Raw genomic sequence first — 16,387 nt, 5'->3', positions numbered from 1 at the left:
GCATCCGATCCTAGGGCTCGGGCTGCCGCTCCCCCGCGGCGGGCGCCGCCTCGTCGGCGCAGTACGGCTCGAGGAGGTCCCACCGGTCGTACTGGTCGCCGGGCGGCACGCCGCACTCGAGGAGGACGGCGCCGGACGCGCGCGTCGGGTCGGTGCCCGCGAGCGTCCCGACGGACCGGAAGGCGCCGTCGCAGCCCGTGACGGTGAAGCGCGCGGCCTGCGACGTGCCCAGGTACCCGATGACGTACCGCGCCTCGCGGTCGACCACCGGGTCGAAGGACGTGATCTGCAGCGGGCGCCCGAACCGCGGGCCGACGAGGTCGCGGTCCCGCAGGTCGTCCCGGAGCGTCTCGGACCAGGAGGCCGCCGGCGTCAGCGGATCCGCCCCCGTCACGGTCCCCTCCCCGCTCGCGTCCACGACGAGGTCGAGCGCCGGGACGAGCACGGTGTCGGTGCGCGTCACCGCCTGCGGAGTGGATCCGAGGCCCACCTGCTCCCCCGCGCTCGGGACGCGCACCTGCATCACGCGCACCGCGAGCAGCTCGTCGGCGGGCCCGGCGACGGGCTCCGCCCAGTCGATCGCGAGGTCGGCGGGCACGCAGCCGTCGGGCAGGTCGAGCGGGGGCGGCGCGTCCACGGTCGGCGTCGCCGTGGGCGAGCCGTCTGCCGCATCGGGTGTCGGCGTCTCGAGCCCGTAGTCGGACACGTCGTAGACGCACCCGGAGAGGAGCGCGACCGCCGCGGCCGCCAGCGCGACGCGCGCCGGACGGCCGAGGCGGGCCACGGTCAGGCGCGAGCGCGCGCGGGGTTCGAGAGCGTGCCGATCCCCTCGATCGACACCTCGACGACCTGGCCGTCGGTGAAGGGGCCGACGCCCGCGGGCGTGCCCGTGAGGATCACGTCGCCGGGCAGCAGGGTCCAGACGCGGGAGGCGAACGCGATGAGCTCGGGCACGCTGTGCACCATCTCGCTCGTGCGGCCGGACTGGCGGAGCTCGCCGTCGACGCGCGTCTCGATGAGCGCGTCCTCGAACGAGCCCTCGGTCTCGATCACGGGGCCGAGCGGGCAGAAGGTGTCGTAGCCCTTGGCGCGGGCCCACTGGCTCTCGGAGTGCTGGATGTCCCGGGCCGTCACGTCGTTGCCGATGGTGAAGCCGAAGATCGACCGGTGCGCGTCCTCGACCGAGACATCGCGCGTGATGCGGCCGATGACCACCGCGAGCTCGCCCTCGTGCTCGACCTGCTGGCTGTCGGCGGGGAGGCGGATCGCGTCGTCGGGCCCGACGACCGAGGTGTTGGGCTTCAGGAAGATGAGCGGCGTGGTGGGCGCCTCGCTGCCGTGCTCCGCCGCGTGCGCCCGGTAGTTGCGGCCGACGGCCACGACCTTGGAGCGCGGGATCACGGGCGCGAGCAGCCGCGCGTCGGCGAGCGGCACGCGCTCCCCCGTGGTCTGGTACCCGCTGAACATGGGGTCCCCGGAGAGGACGACGAGGTGGTCCTCCTCCTCGTCGAGGATGCCGAAGCGGGGGTCGGTGCCGGTGCTGAATCGCGCGATCTTCACGCTGTCGACCCTAGCCGTGCGGCGGCGTCGGCAGACCCGGTCCGGCCGTGGCGATCCGGAGGAGCGCGTCGGCGACGACGTCGCCCGTCGCCCGGTCGACGCCGAACCCCGAGAGGTCGTTCGTCGCCGTCGCCGGTCCCCACGCCGCGCGCAGCAGCGCGAGGCCCGCGTCCGTGAGCGCCACGGGGTTCCGGCGGCCCCGTCCGCGCTCGGCCGAGCGCGACACCAGCCCGCGTGCCTCGAGCCCGGCCAGCAGCGGATCCATGCTCTGCGGGCGCACGGCCACCTCGCGGGCGAGCGCCGCCTGCGTGATCGACGGCCGCACCGCCAGGTGCACGAGCACACCGAACTGCACGGGCGTGAGGTCGTGCACCGCGAGGACCTCCGTGAGCATCCGCTCGAGCCGCCGGGCCGCGCGCGCGGCGCTCCACGTGATGACGCTGCCGAGGTCGTCCTCGGTGAACCGGTGCGGGGACGTCATGCGGCCAGCTTAGGTGCTACCGTGTCACGTATCAGGCATCTGATACTGACGACGGAGGCAGCATGGACGGGTCGAGGATCCTCGTGACCGGGGCGACGGGCGGGGTGGCGGGCCGCGTGGTCGCGCTGCTCGCCGAGCGGGGCGAGCCGGTGCGGGCGCTCTGCCGCCGTCCCGACCAGGTGGAGGCGTTCCGGGCGCGCGGCATCGACGCGGTGCTCGGCGACCTGGGCCGGCCGCAGACGCTCCGCGACGCCCTGGAGGGCTGCGACCGGATGTTCCTCCTCACGCCCGTGACGCCACGGCAGGCGGAGCTCGGCCGGAACGCCGTCGAGGCGGCCGAGGCCGCGGGTGTCCGGCGGGTGGTGCACCTCTCCGGCGGCGACGCGACCCTCGACTCGCGGCTGCCGTGGGCGCGGGCGTGCGCGGAGACGGACGCGCTCCTCCGCGCGTCGACGCTCGGGTGGACGCTGCTCCGACCGTCCGCGTTCATGCAGAACGTCCTGCAGTCCGCTCCCGCCATCCGCCGGGGCCTCTATCCGCAGACGACCGGGACGAGCGCGATCGGCTGGATCGACGCGGCCGACATCGCGCGCGTCGCCGCGCAGGTCCTCACGGAGGAGGGGCACGTCGGCCGGGACCACGTGCTGACGGGGCCGGAGGCGCTCACCTCGCGGCAGATCGCGGATCGGCTGTCCGCGGCGCTCGGGCGGCGGATCCGGTACGTGCACCTCCCCGGGCCCGTCTTCGGCCTGGCCCTGCGTGCGGGCGGCGCGGACGCGTGGCTCGCGCGCGGGCTCGTGCGGCAGTACGCCGAGGTGGTGCGCGAGGGCCTCGACGACGTGCGGGTGATGTCCGATGCCGTGACGCGGATCACGGGCACGCCGCCGCGGTCGTTCCTCGACTTCGCGCGAGAGCACGCGGCCGAGCTCGGCCGCGCCTGAGCCGTCAGCGGCGCACGTCGGAGCGACGACGACGGCCGACCCCGTGAGGGGCCGGCCGTCGTCGTCGATGCGGGAGCGCGCGCTACGCGTCGAGCCGCGTGAGCCACCCGTGGCGGTCCGGGATCCGGCCGTACTGGATGTCGGTGAGCTCCTGGCGCAGCGACATCGTCAGCTCGCCGGCGGGCGCGTCGGGGTCGCCGACCGAGAGGCCCTCGCCCAGCAGGCGGCCGATGGGCGTGATGACCGCCGCGGTGCCGCACGCGAACACCTCGGTGATCTCGCCCGACTCGACGCCCTCGACCCACTCCGACAGCTCCACGCGCCGCTTCTCGACCGTGAGGCCGCGGTCGCGCGCGAGCTCGAGGATGGAGTCGCGCGTGATGCCCTCGAGGATGCTGTCGGAGTCCGGCGTGACGAGGCGGCCGTCCTCGTACACCAGCACGATGTTCATGCCCCCGAGCTCCTCGAGGTAGCGGCCCTCCTGCGAGTCGAGGAAGAGCACCTGCGCGCAGCCGTGCGACGCGGCCTCGGCCTGCGGGAGGAGCGACGCCGCGTAGTTGCCGCCGGTCTTCGCCGCGCCCGTCCCGCCCTTGCCCGCGCGCGAGTAGTCGCGGGACAGCCAGATGGAGACGGGAGCCACGCCGCCCGTGAAGTACGCGCCCGCCGGGCTCGCGATGACGTAGTAGCCCACGCGCTGGGCGGCGCGCACGCCGAGGAAGCTCTCGTTGGCGATCATGAACGGGCGCAGGTACAGGCTCTGCTCCGCGGCGCGCGGCACCCAGCCGATGTCCGCGCGGACGAGCTGGCGCACCGACTCGACGAAGTCCTCGGTCGCGAGCTCCGGGAGCGCGAGGCGGCGGGCCGAGCGCTGGAGGCGGGCGGCGTTGCGGTCGGGGCGGAAGGTCCAGACGGATCCGTCGGCGTGCGCGTACGCCTTCATCCCCTCGAAGATCTCCTGCGCGTAGTGCAGGACGCTCGCCGCGGGGTCGAGCTGGAGGGGGCCGTACGGGACGACGCGCGCGTCCTGCCAGCCGGCGTCGAGGGTCCAGTCGATCTGGACCATGTGGTCCGTGAAGTGCTTGCCGAAGCCGGGATCCGCGAGGATCGCCTCCCGCTCGGCGTCGGCGCGGGCGGTCTCCGACGGGGTCAGGTCGAAGGAGAGGGGGAAGGCGGCGTCGGTGCTGGTGGTGCTCATGGGGTCCTTCAGCGGGTCGTGGAGAGGGCGCGGATGACGGCGTCGCCGACCTCCGAGGTGGATCGGGGTGCCGGGTCGCCCGCCGCACGCGCGGCGAGGTCGGCCGTGACGGCGCGGGTGACGTGCGCGGCGGCGTCGGGGAGGCCCAGGTGGTCGAGGAGGAGCGCGACCGAGAGGATCGCCGCGGTCGGGTCGGCCTTCTGCTGGCCGGCGATGTCAGGCGCGGATCCGTGCACCGGCTCGAACATGCTCGGGAACGCGCCCGTGGGGTTCACGTTGCCGGACGCCGCGAGCCCGATGCCGCCGCTGATGGCCGCCGCGAGGTCGGTGATGATGTCGCCGAACAGGTTGTCGGAGACGATGACGTCGAAGCGGGACGGGTCGGTGACCAGGAAGATCATCGTGGCGTCGACGTGCAGGTAGTCGACGGCGATGCCGGGGTGCTCGGCGGCGACGCGGTCGACGGTGCGCTGCCACAGGGATCCGGCGAAGGTGAGCACGTTCGTCTTGTGGACGAGGGTGACGCGCTTGCGCTCCCGCTTCTCGGCCAGCTCGAACGCGAACCGCACCACGCGCTCCACGCCGTGCGCGGTGTTGACGGACACCTCGGTGGCGATCTCGTGCTCGGTGCCGCGGCGGAGCACGCCGCCGTTGCCGGCGTACGGGCCCTCGGTGCCCTCGCGGACGACGACGAAGTCGACGTCGCCGGGGGCGGCGAGCGGGGAGGTCACGCCCGGCAGCAGGGTGGTCGGCCGCAGGTTGACGAAGTGGTCGAACGCGAAGCGCAGCTTGAGCAGCAGGCCGCGCTCGATGATGCCGCCGGCGAGGCGCGCGTCCCGGGGGTCGCCGCCGACCGCGCCCAGGAGGATCGCGTCGTGCTGGGCGAGCGCCGCGAGGTCGGCGTCGGTGAGGATCTCCCCCGTCTCGAGGTAGTGCCCGGCGCCGAACGGGTACTGGACGGTGTCGAGCGCGACGTCCGCGGGCACCGCCTCCCGGAGCACGCGCAGGGCCTCGTGGACGACCTCCGGGCCGATGCCGTCCCCGGGGACGACGGCGAGCGAGATGGTGCGGGGCATGGATCCTCCCGGAGCTCGTGGGGTGTCGGGCCAGGTTACCCGTCCCTCGCGCGCACCCGCGCGCTACGGTTGACCGGTCCGACACCCGGCGGGCACGACACAAGGAGCACTCCCATGAGCATCGGCCTCGGCATCTTCCTCGTGGTCGTCGGCGCGATCCTCGCGTTCGCCGTCGACCTCACCGTCCCCGGCGTCGACCTGCAGCTGGTCGGCTACATCCTGATGGGCGGCGGTGCCCTCGTGATCATCATCGGCATCGCGCTCCTCGCCCGCCGCCGCACGGCCGTCAGCGAGACGCGCACGCGCATCGACCCGGCCACCGGCCAGCGCATCACGCGCAGCGAGCGCTCGGACGACAACCTCGTCTGATCCGCTCCCCGGCACGCATCGGGCCCGTCACCTCGCGAGGTGACGGGCCCGATCCGCGTCCGGCGTCCGCGCATCCGCGCGGCTCGCGGTGATCAGTCGTGCGAGCTCGCGCGGCGGAGGCTCGTGAGCGAGATGACGATGGCGCCCACCATCAGCACGGCGCCGATGATCGAGGTCGTCACCACTCCCCCGTCGAACGCCGTGTGCGCCGACGCGAGCAGCGCCTGGCCCACGTCCGACGGCACGCGCTCGGACACCGCCACCGCGCCGCCCAGGGTCTCGCGGGCCGCGACGGCGTCGCCCTCGGACAAGCCGGCCGGCAGGACGAGGCCCGTGCGGTAGCTCGCGGTGAGGATGCTGCCGAGCACGGCCGTGCCGAGCACAGCGCCCACCTCGTACGCCGTCTCCGACACGGCCGAGGCGGCGCCGGCCTTGGCGGGCGGGACGGCGGCGATGATCAGGTCGTTCGAGATCGTCTGGGACGCTCCGATGCCCGCCCCCAGGAGGCAGAACGCCACCACGAGCAGCGCGACCGAGGCGCCCTGGCCCGCGACCGCGAGGATCACGTACGCGACAGCCGTGAAGGCGAGCGAGACCGCGACGACCCGCGACGGCCGGGCCCGCGCCACGATCGGCACGATCACGAGGCCCGAGACGATGACCACGACCGACCCCGGGATCAGCGCGATGCCGGCCGCGAGCGGGTCGAGCCCGGCGACGAGCTGCAGGTGCTGCGTGACGAAGAAGAGGAAGCCGACGAGCGAGACGACGCTCAGCAGGTTGACGAGCACGGCGCCCGTGAAGACCGGCTCGCGGAACAGCGCCACGTCGAGCATCGGGTTCCGGGTCCTCGACATGCGCCGCACGAAGAGGATCCCCGCGACCACCCCGACGACGGGCGCCGCCATCGCGAGCGGCGTCACGCCCTCCGTCGCGAAGGTCTTGATGGCGTAGACGATCGGCGCGACCGTGGCGAGAGACAGCAGGATCGCCACCACGTCGATGGGCCCGGGCGCCGGGTCCTTCGACTCGGGCACGAGCGCGGGCGTGAGGATCAGCAGGGGCAGCAGCACGGGCACGGCGATGAGGAACACGGATCCCCACCAGAAGTGCTCGAGGAGCACGCCGCCGACGAGCGGGCCGAGGGCGGATCCGCCGGAGAAGCCGGACGCCCAGATCGCGATGGCGAGGCGGCGCTGCCGGCGGTCGGTGAAGACCGAGCGGAGGAGCGAGAGCGTGGAGGGCATGAGCATCGCGCCGAAGAAGCCGAGGGCGGCGCGGGCCGCGATGAGCTGCGACGCGTCGGTCGCGAACGCGGCGAGGGCCGAGACGAGGCCGAAGCCGGCGGCGCCGATCATGAGCAGGCGGCGGCGGCCGTAGCGGTCGCCCATGTTGCCCATCGCGACGAGGAGGCCCGCGAGCACGAGCGGGTACGCGTCGATGATCCAGAGCTGGGCCGCGCCCGACGGCTCGAGGTCGCGGGCGATGGACGGCATCGCGAAGCTGAGCACGGTGTTGTCGATGGACACGAGCAGCACCGGGAGCATGAGCACCACGAGCGCCGCCCACTGCCGACGGCCGGCCCGGGCGGGGGCGGCGGTCGCGGGGACGGAGTCGGTGCGGGGCGTGGACATGACGGGGCTTCCTGACGTCGTGGGCGACGGCGCGGGGCGCGCGGACGGGGCCGCGTGCACGGCCGGGATCACTGTACCGTCCGGTCGGTACAGTGGGCAACCCGTGACTACGCTGGGGCCATGCCCGACGCACCGCCCGAACCGCCCGCACCCGACGCCCCCGCGGCCGGCACGACCGCCACCGCCCGCGACCGCATCCTCGACGCGTTCGAGGAGCTCCTCGTGCAGCAGGGCGAGCGCGGCACGACCCTCGAGGCGGTCGCCCAGGCGGCGGGCGTCTCCAAGGGCGGCCTGCTCTACCACTTCGGCGGCAAGGAGGCCCTCGTCGACGGGCTGCTCGCCCGCATGGCGGCGTTCGCCCGCGAGGACGTCGAGCGGCTGCGGCAGGCGGAGCGCGGACCGGTCGACCGCTGGATCCGCGGCTCGCTCTCCACCGCCACGCCCTTCGACCGCGCCTACGTCGCGACCTCCCGCCTCGCGCAGGGCAACCACCCGCGCGCCCGGGACACCCTCACCCACCTGCAGGACGAGTGGGCGGCCGTGATCCTCGAGGCCGTCGGCGACCCGGCGGTCGCCCGCGCGGTGCTGCTCATCGGCGACGGCCTCTACTACAACTCGGCGCTGCAGCCGTGGCTCGGCGGATCCGCCCCCGCCGACGACGCGCTCGACGCGCTCATCCGCGTGGTCGACGACCTCGTGCGGCTCCGCTCGACGCGCGGCTGACCCGCCCGGCGCGACCCGCCCCGGACACAGCGGGAGGGCGGCCGCCGGAGCGACCGCCCTCCCGGGTGCTGCGTGCCGTGGCGTCAGTCGGCGATGTCGATCTCGCGCAGCGACGTGGCCCGGATCGCCCGCCGCACGTTCTCCAGCACGCCGTCCGGCACGGGCGAGTCGACGCTCAGCACGCTGAGCGCACGGCCCCCGGCCTCCTGGCGGGCGATCTGCATGCCCGCGATGTTGACCTCGGCGTCGCCGAACTCCTTGCCGTAGACCGCGACGATGCCGGGACGGTCCTCGTACTTCATGACGATGAGGTGGCGGCTGAACGGCACCTCGACGTCGTACCCGTCGATCTCGACGAGCTTCTCGATCTGCTTGGTGCCCGTGAGCGTGCCCGAGACCGACACCTGCGTGCCGTCGGACAGCGCGCCCCGGATGCTGAGCACGTTGCGGTACTCCTCGGAGACCGCGTCCGTGATGAGGCGCACCTCGAGCCCGCGCTGCTCGGCGAGGAGCGGCGCGTTGACGTAGGAGACGTTCTCGCTCACCACGTTCGTGAACACGCCCTTGAGCGCCGCGAGCTTGAGGACGCTGACGTCGTAGCCGGCGAGCTCGCCGCGCACGACGACGTCGATGCTCGTGAGCGCCTCGTGGGCGAGGCCGGCGAACACCTGGCCGAGCTTCTCCATGAGCGGGATGCCGGGGCGCACGTACGGGTCGATGACGCCGCCGGCGACGTTGACCGCGTCCGGCACGAGCTCGCCGCCGAGGGCGAGGCGCACGCTCCGCGCGACCGAGACGCCCGCCTTCTCCTGGGCCTCGTCGGTGGAGGCGCCGAGGTGCGGCGTGACGATGATGTTGTCGAGCTCGAGCAGCGGCGAGCCCGTGGGCGGCTCGCTGACGAACACGTCGAGGCCGGCGCCCGCGATCCGCTTCGACTTGAGCGCCGTGTAGAGCGCGTCCTCGTCGATGATGCCGCCGCGGCTGGCGTTCACGATGCGGAGGCTCGTCTTCGCGAGCGCGAACTGCTCCGTGGAGATGAGGCCCGTGGTGTCGGGCGTCTTCGGGATGTGGATGGTGATGAAGTCGGAGACCCTCATCAGCTCGTCGAGCGGGAGGAGCTGCACGCCGAGCTGCTGCGCGCGGGCCGGCGTGACGTAGGGGTCGTACGCGACGAGGGTGGCGCCGAAGCCGGCGAGGCGCTGGGCGACGAGCGTGCCGATGCGGCCGAGGCCGACGATGCCGATGGTCTTCTCGTAGAGCTCGACGCCCGTGAAGGACGAGCGCTTCCAGAGGCCCTGCTTGAGCGACGCGCTCGCGTCCGGGATGAAGCGGGCGAGCGAGAGGATGTGGCCGATGGCGAGCTCGGCGGCCGAGATGACGTTCGAGGTCGGCGCGTTGACGACCATGACGCCCGCGGTGGTCGCGGCCTTGATGTCGACGTTGTCGAGGCCCACGCCCGCGCGGGCGACGACCTGGAGGCGCGGGGCGGCCGCGATGGCCTCCGCGTCGATCCGGGTGGCGGAGCGCACGAGCACGGCGTCCGCCTCCGCGAGGGCCGCGAGCAGCGCCGGGCGGTCGGTGCCGTCGACGGATCGGACGTCGAAGTCGGGCCCCAGGGCATCGACGGTGGCGGGCGAGAGTTCTTCGGCGATCACGACGACGGGCTTGGTCAAGAGCGGTCCTTCGGGCGGGGGCGGCTGGGACCCTCACATGCTAGTGGCCCCATGATGGGGCGATGAGCGATGTGACGTGGGGCGCGATCCAGCTCGCCGTGCGGATCCTGCTGGCCCTCGTCTTCATCGGGATGGGCGTGAACCACTTCGCGCCGCGGGCCGCGCGCACCATGGCGGCGATCATCCCGCCGTCGTTCCGGCGGCCCGGGGTGCCCTCTCCCCTGGCGCTCGTGCGGATCACGGGCGTGTGCGAGATCGCCGGCGGGATCGGCCTGCTGGTCGAGCCCGTGCGCCTCGCCGCGGGCATCGCGCTGGCCGTGTTCCTCGTCGCCGTGTTCCCCGCGAACGCCTTCGCGGCCCGGCATCCCGAGCGCTTCGGCCGCATCGCGATCCCGCTGGTGCCGCGCCTCGTGGCGCAGCTCGTGCTGATCGCGCTCGTGCTCTTCGCGGGCTGGCCGATCTAGCCGGGCGCCGCTAGACCAGCGGCAGCAGGGCGGCGAGGCCGACCGTGAGCGCGCTCGCGACCGCGAGCCCGGCGAGCATCACGAGGACGCGCGCGGCGACGGGACGGCCGCGGGTGGCGCGCGCCGCGACGACGAACGCGACGACCGGCACGAGGATCGCCGCGATGAGCGCCGCCAGGGTGCCGGGGCGGAGCGCGCCGCCGAACGCGGTGGCGATGTCGCGGAACGCCGTGTACTGGTCGACCGCCTGCCACACGAGGATCCCGTGGGCGATCGCGCCGACGACGCCCACGACCCAGCCCGCCCGCGTCGGGCGGCCGCGCCGGGTGCGCGCGGGGGCGGGGACGGCGGCGCCCGTGCGGTCGGCGCTCACCGGGTCACCAGCCAGGGCCACGGGAAGAGGACGACGGCCCCGGCGGCCAGCACGGCCGCCCGGCGGCCGAGGCGCATGCCGCGCCCGGCGACGATGACGGCGGCGAGCCAGAGCGGGGGTGCGAGCACCGTGAGCGCCTCGGTGGCCTGCGCGACGGCGACCGCGAACGCGGATCCCGCGCTCGACGGGTTGTCGCGCACGACGAAGAACCAGGCGATGGCCTCGAGGATCGCGACGGCGCCGAAGAAGGCGAGCACCACGACCTCGGGCGACGCCTCGGGGGCCGCCTGGTCCGGGCCGTCGTCGACCAGGCGCTCGCGCGGGGCGCCGGCGCGGCGGGCGGCGGTCGCGCCGAGGGCGGATCCGCGACCCGTCCCGTCGCCCGCGCCGTGCGCCAGGGGGCGTGGTGCCGCGCGCTGGGGCTCGGGCGAGCGGGCGAGGGTGGGATCCGCCTCCTCGCCGGCCCAGCTGAGGGCGTCGTCGTCGGGGGTGCGGGGCATCCCCCGATGGTACGTGCTCGCGTCCGGACGACCGCCGCGCTCCCCGGGGCCCGAGGCCCCGGAGCGACCGCGTCCGGACGCGCGGACGCCCGGCCGCGCGAGGCGACCGGGCGTCCGGTGATGCGGGTGGGGCGTCGGCTAGCGGGCGACCGAGCCGTCCGTGTAGTCGTCGTCGGCCTTGTTCCACGCGAAGAGCTTGCGCAGCTCGCGACCGGTCGACTCGATGGGGTGCTCCTCGCCCTTCTTGCGGAGCGCGAGGAACTCGGGCGCGCCGGCGTCCTGGTCCTCGATGAAGCGCTTCGCGAACGCGCCGGACTGGATGTCGGCGAGGACGGCCTTCATGTTCTCCTTGACGTCCGGCGAGATGACGCGCGGGCCGGAGACGTAGTCGCCGTACTCGGCGGTGTCGGAGATGCTCCAGCGCTGCTTCGCGATGCCGCCCTCCCACATGAGGTCGACGATGAGCTTCAGCTCGTGCAGCACCTCGAAGTACGCGATCTGCGGCTGGTAGCCCGCCTCGATCAGCGTCTCGAAGCCGTACTGGACCAGCTGCGACGTGCCGCCGCAGAGCACGGCCTGCTCGCCGAACAGGTCGGTCTCGGTCTCCTCGGTGAAGGTGGTGCGGATGCCGCCGGCGCGGAGGCCGCCGATGCCCTTGGCGTACGACCAGGCCAGGTCCCACGCCTTGCCGGTCGCGTCGACCTCGACGGCGACGATGACGGGGACGCCGCGGCCGGCCTCGAACTCGCGGCGCACGGTGTGGCCCGGGCCCTTGGGGGCGACCAGGACGACGTCGACGCCCTCGGGCGCCTCGATGTAGCCGAAGCGGATGTTGAAGCCGTGCGCGAAGACGAGCGTCTTGCCCTCGGTGAGGTTGTCGCGGACGCTGTCGGCGTAGAGGCCGCGCTGGTGCTGGTCGGGCGCGAGGATGACGATGACGTCGGCCCACGCGGACGCCTCGGCCGGCGTGTGCACGGTGAAGCCCTGCTCCTCGGCCTTGGCGCGGCTGGGCGAGCCCTCCTTGAGGCCGATGACGACCTCGACGCCGGAGTCGCGGAGGTTCAGCGCGTGCGCGTGGCCCTGCGAGCCGTAGCCGATGACGGCGACCTTGCGACCCTGGATGAGCGAGAGGTCGGCGTCCTTGTCGTAGACGATGTCAGTCACGTGATGGATCTCCTTGTTCTGTCGTCCCCGCGGGAAGGGCGAGGGGCGGTCGTGCCGAGGCGCCGCGCTCGCGCGGGCGTGGGTCGTGCGGTACGTGCGGCGCGCGGGGAGCCTAGCGGCTGGCCCGTGCGGTCCGTCGGGATCGTCCTAGGCGGTGCGGAAGACGCGGTCGGTGATGGACTTGGATCCGCGTCCCATGGCGAGGAGGCCCGACTGCGCGAGCTCCTTGATGCCGAAGGGCTCGAGCACGCGGAGGAGGGCCTGGACCTTCCCCGAGTCGCCCGTGACCTCGATGATGAGCGCGTCGGTGGCCACGTCGACCACGCGCGCGCGGAAGAGGTTCACCGCCTCGAGCACCTGCGAGCGGGTCGTGTTGTCCACGCGCACCTTCACGAGCAGGTGCTCGCGCTCGACCGCCTGGCCGGGATCGAGCTCCACGATCTTGATGACGTTGATGAGCTTGTTCAGCTGCTTCGTCACCTGCTCGAGCGGCAGCGCCTCCACGTCGACGACGACGGTGATGCGCGACAGCCCCTCGATCTCGCTCGCGCCGACGGCGAGCGACTCGATGTTGAAGCCGCGGCGGGCGAACAGCCCCGCCACGCGCGTCAGAAGTCCGGGCTTGTCCTCCACCAGGAGGCTCAGGATGTGGCTCACTTCTCGGTCCGTCCCGTCTCGGCGAGGTCGTCGTCCCAGTCGGGCGCGTGGTCGCGCGCGTACTGCACGGCGCTGTTGCTGAGGCCCTGCGGCACCATCGGCCACACCATCGCATCGCGGCTGACCACGAAGTCGATGACGACGGGGCGGTCGTTGGTCGCGAGCGCCAGGCGGATCGCGTCGTCCACCTCCTCGGGCTTCGTCACGCGGATCCCGAGCGCGCCGTACGCGTCGGCCATCTTCACGAAGTCGGGCACCATGCGCGTGCCGCCGCCCGTGTTGAGGTCGGTGTTGGAGTAGCGGCCCTCGTAGAAGAGGGTCTGCCACTGGCGCACCATGCCGAGCGACGAGTTGTTGATGATCGCGACCTTGATCGGGATGTCGTTGATCGTGCAGGTGGCGAGCTCCTGGTTGGTCATCTGGAAGCAGCCGTCGCCGTCGATCGCCCACACGTGGCGGTCGGGCTGGGCGACCTTCGCGCCCATGGCGGCGGGCACCGAGTAGCCCATGGTGCCGGCGCCGCCGGAGTTCAGCCAGGAGTTGGGGCGCTCGTACTTGATGAACTGCGCCGCCCACATCTGGTGCTGGCCGACGCCGGAGGCGAAGACGCCCTCCGGGCCCGTGATCTCGCCGATGCGCTGGATGACGTACTGCGGGGCGAGCTGGCCGTCGGCGGGCGGGGTGTAGCCGAGCGGGAACTCCTCGCGGAGTCCGTCGAGGTACGTCCACCAGTCGGCGATGTCCTGCTCGACCGAGGAGGCGGCCTTCGCGTCGCGGAACGCGACCACGAGGTCGGCGATGACGTCCTTCGCGTCGCCCACGATCGGGACGTCCGCGATGCGGATCTTGGAGATCTCGGCCGGGTCGACGTCGACGTGGACCACCTTGGCGTGCGGCGCGAACAGCGACGCCTTGCCGGTCACGCGGTCGTCGAAGCGCGCGCCGAGCGACACGAGCAGGTCGGACTCCTGCAGCGCGAGCACCGCGGGGACCGTGCCGTGCATGCCGGGCATGCCGAGCTGCTGCGGGTGCGAGTCCGGGAACGCGCCGCGGGCCATCAGCGTCGTGACGACGGGCGCGCCGACCGCCTCGGCCAGCGCGAGGAGCTCCTCGTGCGCCTTCGCGCGGATCACGCCGCCGCCGACGTACAGGACGGGCTTCTTCGCCTCGACCAGCAGCTGCGCCGCGGCCTGGATCTGCTTGCCGTGCGCCTTGACGACGGGCCGGTAGCCGGGCAGGTCGATCTTCGGCGGCCAGTGGAACGGCGCCTCGAGCTGCTGCGCGTCCTTCGTGATGTCGACGAGGACCGGGCCCGGGCGCCCCGTGGAGGCGATGTGGTACGCCGCGGCGATCGTGGACGGGATGTCCTCGGGCTTCGTGACCAGGAAGCTGTGCTTCGTGATGGGCATCGTGATGCCCACGATGTCGGCCTCCTGGAAGGCGTCCGTGCCCATGAGGGTCGAGAACACCTGGCCGGTGATCGCGAGGAGCGGCACCGAGTCCATGTAGGCGTCGGCGATGGCGGTCACGAGGTTCGTGGCGCCGGGGCCGGACGTGGCGATGCAGACGCCGGTGCGTCCGCTCGAGGACGCGTAGCCCTCGGCGGCGTGGCCGGCGCCCTGCTCGTGGCGGACGAGGATGTGGCGCAGCTTCGTCGAGTCCATGAGCGGGTCGTAGGTCGGGAGGATGGCACCGCCCGGCAGGCCGAAGATGTCGTCGACCCCGAGGAGCTCGAGCGTGCGGACGACGGCCTCGGCCCCCGTGAGGATCTCGTCGCCCTGGTGGGCGGTCGGGGCCTGCGGCATGGGGGGCGGGGTGGGCAGAGCTGGCATGGGTGCGCGATTCCTGGGAGAGGGTGCGGAAGGTGAGGAGGGGGTCATCCGGTGATCGCGCCCTCGGCGGCCGAGTGCACGAGCTTGGCGTACTTGGCGAGGACTCCGCGCGTGTAGCGCGGCGGGAGAGGTGCCCACCCCTCACGGCGGGCGGCGAGCTCGGCCTCGTCGACCAGTAGGTCGAGCGTGCGAGCGGCGATGTCGACGCGGATCCGGTCTCCATCGCGCACGAAGGCGACGGGACCTGCGTCCACCGCTTCGGGAGCCATGTGGCCGATGCACAGTCCGGTTGTGCCGCCTGAGAATCGACCGTCCGTCAAGAGTAGTACATCCTTGCCGAGCCCAGCGCCCTTGATGGCGCCGGTGATGGCGAGCATCTCGCGCATGCCGGGGCCGCCCTTCGGGCCCTCGTAGCGGATGACGACCACGTCGCCCGCGGAGATGCGGCCCTCGGTGAGGGCGTCCATCGCGGCGCGCTCGCGCTCGAAGACGCGGGCGGGGCCCTCGAACACGTCGAGGTCGAAGCCGGCCGTCTTGACGACGGCGCCCTCGGGGGCGAGCGAGCCGTGCAGCACGCTGATGCCGCCGGTCGCGTGGATCGGGTCGTCCATCTTCCGGATGACCGTGCCGTCGAGGTCCGCGAGGTCCATCGACTCGAGGTTCTCGCGCATGGTGCGGCCGGTGACCGTCATGACGTCGCCGTGCAGGAGGCCCGCGTCGAGCAGGGCCTTCATGACGACGGGGACGCCGCCGACGCGGTCGACGTCGTTCATGACGTAGCGGCCGAAGGGCTTGAGGTCGCCGAGGTGCGGCACGCGGTCGGCGATGCGGTTGAAGTCGGACAGCTGCAGGTCGACCTCGGCCTCGCGCGCGATGGCGAGGAGGTGGAGGACGGCGTTGGTGGATCCGCCGAACGCCATGACCACGGAGATCGCGTTCTCGAACGCCTCCTTCGTCATGATGTCGCGGGCGGTGATGCCCTTCGCGATGAGGTTGACGACGGCCTCGCCGGAGCGGTGGGCGAAGTAGTCGCGGCGGCGGTCGGCGCTCGGCGGGGCCGCGGATCCGGGGAGGCTCATGCCGAGGGCCTCGGCGACGCTCGCCATGGTGTTCGCGGTGTACATGCCGCCGCAGGCGCCCTCGCCCGGGCAGATGGCCTTCTCGATGCGGGTGAGGTCCTCCTGGCTCATCGTGCCGGCCTTGCACGCGCCGACGGCCTCGAAGGCGTCGATGATCGTGACCTCCTTCTCGGTGCCGTCCGAGAGCTTGACCCAGCCGGGCGCGATGGATCCCGCGTAGAGGAACACCGAGGACAGGTCGAGCCGCGCGGCCGCCATGAGCATGCCGGGGAGCGACTTGTCGCAGCCGGCGAGGAGGACGGACCCGTCGAGGCGCTCGGCCATCATGACCGTCTCGACGCTGTCGGCGATGACCTCGCGGGAGACGAGCGAGAAGTGCATGCCCTCGTGGCCCATCGAGATGCCGTCGCTGACGGAGATGGTGCCGAACTGGAGCGGGTAGCCGCCGCCCGCGTGCACGCCCTCCTTCGACGCCTGCGCGAGGCGGTCGAGGCTCAGGTTGCAGGGGGTGATCTCGCTCCACGAGCTGGCGACGCCGATCTGGGGCTTCACCCAGTCCTCGTCGCCCATGCCGACGGCGCGGAGCATGCCGCGGGCCGCGGTGGCCTCGATCCCGTCGGTGACGTCGCGGCTCCGGGGCTTCATGTCGATCTCAGGCATGGCACG

At 73.1% G+C, this 16,387-nt stretch carries 17 protein-coding genes; 4 read left to right on the top strand and 13 right to left on the bottom strand.

Annotated elements, in window-relative coordinates; translation table 11 throughout:
• Positions 1-10 precede the first annotated feature (10 nt).
• From ACT7CP_RS05345 to ACT7CP_RS05335, 3 genes are read right to left on the bottom strand one after another with little or no spacing between them, the layout of a single operon-like run.
• On the bottom strand, positions 11-784 hold the full coding sequence (locus ACT7CP_RS05345; RefSeq protein WP_445443645.1) for a hypothetical protein: 774 nt from the start codon (positions 782-784) through the stop codon (positions 11-13).
• Positions 785-786: 2 nt separating this feature from the next.
• The gene (locus tag ACT7CP_RS05340) at positions 787-1,560 is read right to left on the bottom strand and encodes a fumarylacetoacetate hydrolase family protein (protein ID WP_445443644.1); all 774 of its coding nucleotides are present in this window, start codon (positions 1,558-1,560) and stop codon (positions 787-789) included.
• Positions 1,561-1,570: 10 nt separating this feature from the next.
• On the bottom strand, positions 1,571-2,041 hold the full coding sequence (locus tag ACT7CP_RS05335) for a MarR family winged helix-turn-helix transcriptional regulator (RefSeq protein ID WP_445443643.1): 471 nt from the start codon (positions 2,039-2,041) through the stop codon (positions 1,571-1,573).
• Positions 2,042-2,124: 83 nt separating this feature from the next.
• Here ACT7CP_RS05335 and ACT7CP_RS05330 point away from each other — a divergent pair, with 83 nt between their 5' ends.
• Positions 2,125-2,982 carry an NAD(P)H-binding protein gene (locus ACT7CP_RS05330; protein WP_445443642.1) on the top strand — a complete coding sequence of 286 codons (858 nt, stop codon included), beginning with the start codon at positions 2,125-2,127 and terminating at the stop codon, positions 2,980-2,982.
• Between the two features lie 82 nt (positions 2,983-3,064).
• On the opposite strand, the gene ACT7CP_RS05325 is transcribed toward ACT7CP_RS05330, so the two are convergent.
• Positions 3,065-4,177 carry a branched-chain amino acid aminotransferase gene (locus ACT7CP_RS05325; RefSeq protein ID WP_445443641.1) on the bottom strand — a complete coding sequence of 371 codons (1,113 nt, stop codon included), beginning with the start codon at positions 4,175-4,177 and terminating at the stop codon, positions 3,065-3,067.
• A gap of 8 nt (positions 4,178-4,185) precedes the next feature.
• Positions 4,186-5,253 (bottom strand): 3-isopropylmalate dehydrogenase, encoded by a 1,068-nt coding sequence (locus ACT7CP_RS05320; protein ID WP_413963953.1) that lies wholly within the window; start codon positions 5,251-5,253, stop codon positions 4,186-4,188.
• Between the two features lie 114 nt (positions 5,254-5,367).
• Here ACT7CP_RS05320 and ACT7CP_RS05315 point away from each other — a divergent pair, with 114 nt between their 5' ends.
• Positions 5,368-5,622, top strand: coding sequence for a DUF6458 family protein (locus tag ACT7CP_RS05315; RefSeq protein ID WP_307502545.1), 255 nt, complete (start codon positions 5,368-5,370; stop codon positions 5,620-5,622).
• 92 nt (positions 5,623-5,714) lie between these two features.
• On the opposite strand, the gene ACT7CP_RS05310 is transcribed toward ACT7CP_RS05315, so the two are convergent.
• Positions 5,715-7,256 (bottom strand): MFS transporter, encoded by a 1,542-nt coding sequence (locus ACT7CP_RS05310; RefSeq protein ID WP_445443640.1) that lies wholly within the window; start codon positions 7,254-7,256, stop codon positions 5,715-5,717.
• Positions 7,257-7,376: 120 nt separating this feature from the next.
• Here ACT7CP_RS05310 and ACT7CP_RS05305 point away from each other — a divergent pair, with 120 nt between their 5' ends.
• Positions 7,377-7,979, top strand: a complete 603-nt coding sequence (locus tag ACT7CP_RS05305) for a TetR/AcrR family transcriptional regulator (RefSeq protein ID WP_445443639.1) — start codon at positions 7,377-7,379, stop codon at positions 7,977-7,979.
• Positions 7,980-8,062: 83 nt separating this feature from the next.
• Here the strand turns inward: ACT7CP_RS05305 and serA are convergent, their stop codons facing one another.
• Positions 8,063-9,652, bottom strand: a complete 1,590-nt coding sequence (serA, locus tag ACT7CP_RS05300) for a phosphoglycerate dehydrogenase (RefSeq protein ID WP_413963950.1) — start codon at positions 9,650-9,652, stop codon at positions 8,063-8,065.
• A 62-nt stretch (positions 9,653-9,714) separates the two neighbouring features.
• On the opposite strand from serA, the gene ACT7CP_RS05295 reads away from it, so the two are divergent.
• Positions 9,715-10,116, top strand: coding sequence for a DoxX family protein (locus ACT7CP_RS05295; protein ID WP_445443638.1), 402 nt, complete (start codon positions 9,715-9,717; stop codon positions 10,114-10,116).
• A gap of 10 nt (positions 10,117-10,126) precedes the next feature.
• Here ACT7CP_RS05295 and ACT7CP_RS05290 read toward each other — a convergent pair whose 3' ends face one another.
• From ACT7CP_RS05290 to ilvD, 6 genes are all read right to left on the bottom strand, one after another.
• Positions 10,127-10,489: a hypothetical protein gene (locus ACT7CP_RS05290; RefSeq protein WP_445443637.1), complete on the bottom strand. Its 363-nt coding sequence runs from the start codon at positions 10,487-10,489 to the stop codon at positions 10,127-10,129.
• On the bottom strand, positions 10,486-10,989 hold the full coding sequence (locus ACT7CP_RS05285) for a hypothetical protein (RefSeq protein WP_445443636.1): 504 nt from the start codon (positions 10,987-10,989) through the stop codon (positions 10,486-10,488). The genes ACT7CP_RS05290 and ACT7CP_RS05285 overlap by 4 nt, the downstream gene beginning before the upstream one ends.
• Before the next feature lie 138 nt (positions 10,990-11,127).
• A complete protein-coding gene (ilvC, locus tag ACT7CP_RS05280; protein WP_307502563.1) occupies positions 11,128-12,153 on the bottom strand; it encodes a ketol-acid reductoisomerase in 1,026 nt (341 codons plus the stop codon).
• A gap of 147 nt (positions 12,154-12,300) precedes the next feature.
• Positions 12,301-12,810, bottom strand: coding sequence for an acetolactate synthase small subunit (ilvN, locus tag ACT7CP_RS05275; RefSeq protein ID WP_012037781.1), 510 nt, complete (start codon positions 12,808-12,810; stop codon positions 12,301-12,303).
• Positions 12,807-14,615: an acetolactate synthase large subunit gene (locus tag ACT7CP_RS05270; RefSeq protein ID WP_413963945.1), complete on the bottom strand. Its 1,809-nt coding sequence runs from the start codon at positions 14,613-14,615 to the stop codon at positions 12,807-12,809. The genes ilvN and ACT7CP_RS05270 overlap by 4 nt, the downstream gene beginning before the upstream one ends.
• A 71-nt stretch (positions 14,616-14,686) precedes the next feature.
• On the bottom strand, positions 14,687-16,381 hold the full coding sequence (ilvD, locus tag ACT7CP_RS05265) for a dihydroxy-acid dehydratase (RefSeq protein ID WP_445443635.1): 1,695 nt from the start codon (positions 16,379-16,381) through the stop codon (positions 14,687-14,689).
• Positions 16,382-16,387 lie beyond the last annotated feature (6 nt).

The organism is Clavibacter rahimiani, assembly GCF_052654495.1.
Note: the sequence above shows the minus strand (reverse complement) of the source record. Positions and strands in the feature narration are given on the sequence as shown.